We start from the raw sequence: 2,001 nt of genomic DNA, 5'->3' as shown, positions 1-2,001 counted from the left end.
GACCGCCTCCGCCTATTTCCTGGCCCGGCGGGGCTTGCGCGTGACGCTGCTCGAGCACGGCCGGGTGGGAACGGGAGCGACCGTCGCCTCCTTCGGCAATATCCGCCGCACCGGCCGCCATCTCACGCAATTGCCGCTGGCGCATCGCTCCCGCGCGCTCTGGGGCGAGGCCGCGCGCCTGCTCGGGCGCGACGTCGAGTTCCGTGCCACCGGCCATCTGCGCCTGATCTTCGAGGAGGACGCGCTGGCGGATATGCGCGCCTATGCCGAAGCCGCGCGTCCCTGGGGGCTGGAGCTGGAAGAGCTCGGCGCCAACGAGATCCGGGCGCGCTTTCCCGGTCTCGGGCCTGGCGCGATCGCGGCCTCGTTCTCCCCGCAGGACGGGTCCGGCAACCCGCGGCTGATCGCGCCCGCCTTCGCCGATGCGGCGCAGCGGCTCGGCGCCAGCATCATCGAGGATTGCGCGGTGACCGGCCTCGAAGCCACGGCGGCGGGCTTCCGCGTCACGACCGCCAAAGGCGTGTTCGAGGCGGATCGCCTGCTCAACACGGCCGGCGCCTGGGGCGCAGCCATCGCCGCCCGTTTCGGCGAGCCCGTGCCGCTGACGCCGCGCGGCCCGCAGATGGGCGTGACGGAACCCCTGCCCCACCGCGTCCTGCCCGTGGTCGGCATCTGGAGCCGGCAGCATGGAGCAGACGGCTATTTTCGACAGGTCGAGCGCGGCAACATCGTCTTCGGCGGCGCGGCCGAGCGCGTCGCGGTCGATCTCGAGCCCGGCCATGCCAAGGCCGACCCGGCACGCCTGCCGGCCCAGTTGCGCGCACTCGTGCGCCTGCTGCCTGCGCTGGCGAACGTCGCGGTGATCCGCACCTGGTCGGGCTGCGAGGGCTATCTCGCCGATATGCTGCCGGTGATGGGCCCCTCGGCCACCACGCCGGGCCTGTTCCACGCCTTCGGCTTCAGCGGGCACGGCTTCCAGCTCGGCCCCGGCGTCGGCGACACCATGGCCGAGCTGATCGCGACGGGCACGACCGAGATCCCCCTGCACGATTTCCGCATCGAGCGCTTCGCGGCAGCTTCCGGGACAGCGGCGCAGAGCTGAACGCTGCGCTCTTCGGCACGACGCGCCGGGCGATCGACCGCAACGCCCCGGTGGATGCGGGCCTCCCAATCCCCTGAGCGACTATTGCACGGGTGATGACCGCCTCAGGCCGCACGGTTCAACCGGCAATCCGAAAATCTCCGGGATCGACGCAGCAAACGGAGATCGCGAACCCGAACAGCGCACGGCTTCCCGCCGCCGCCATCTCGCGGTTGATTTTCGCTTCTGGTCATCGTACTGGTCTTACCAGAAAATAAGAACGGTGATGTCAGGGATGGATGCTCAAGGTACCGACAGCGCGTCGGGGTTCGAGCGCGTCTTCGCCTATCTGCGGGAGCGGCTGCTCGACGGCACGCTGAAGCAGGGCGAGCGGCTCATGGCCGAACGCGAACTGGCCGCGCAGCTCGGCGTGAGCCGGCCGATCGTGCGCGAAGCACTGCGCGCCCTGCACATGCTCGGCATCGTCGAGATCCGCGAACGCGTCGGCACCATCGTGAAGCGGCCGGACGCCTCGATGCTGAAGGACTTCTTCACGCTCGCGCTCGCCCAGCAGGCCGACCTCATCGACGATGTGATGGAGGCGCGCATCGCCATCGAGTGCCAGGCCGTGCGCCTGGCCTGCGAGCGCGCCACCATCGCCGATTTCGAGCGGCTGCAACGCGCGCTCGTCCGCATCGGCGAGACCATCGACGATGCCGATGCGGGCGGCGACGCCGATTTCGAGTTCCACCGAGCCATCGTGCTGGCCTCGCGTTCGCCGACGCTCGCAGTGCTGCATGAATCCATGTCGACGCTGCTGGCGCGCTCGCATCGCAGCCGSCGCGAGCTSGTSCAGMKSTTCRGCTCGATGAAGACCTACCTGATCGACGACCAYARGMGSGTCTTCGACRCCATCGTCG

Annotated in this window: 2 protein-coding genes; both read left to right on the top strand. The window is 69.7% G+C overall.

Features of this window, described 5'->3' with window-relative positions; genetic code table 11:
* On the top strand, window positions 1-1,102 hold a 1,102-nt coding region (locus AB4Y99_RS27350), incomplete at its 5' end, for an NAD(P)/FAD-dependent oxidoreductase (RefSeq protein WP_441525557.1).
* Between the two features lie 274 nt (window positions 1,103-1,376).
* A partial coding sequence (locus AB4Y99_RS27345) for a FadR/GntR family transcriptional regulator (protein ID WP_441525556.1) occupies window positions 1,377-2,001 on the top strand: 625 nt, incomplete at its 3' end.

The organism is Allobosea sp. TAB14 (genome assembly GCF_052113865.1).
GTDB lineage: Bacteria > Pseudomonadota > Alphaproteobacteria > Rhizobiales > Beijerinckiaceae > Allobosea > Allobosea spartocytisi.
The sequence above is the reverse complement of the archived record's forward strand: the minus strand, read 5'-3'. Positions and strand labels throughout refer to the sequence as shown.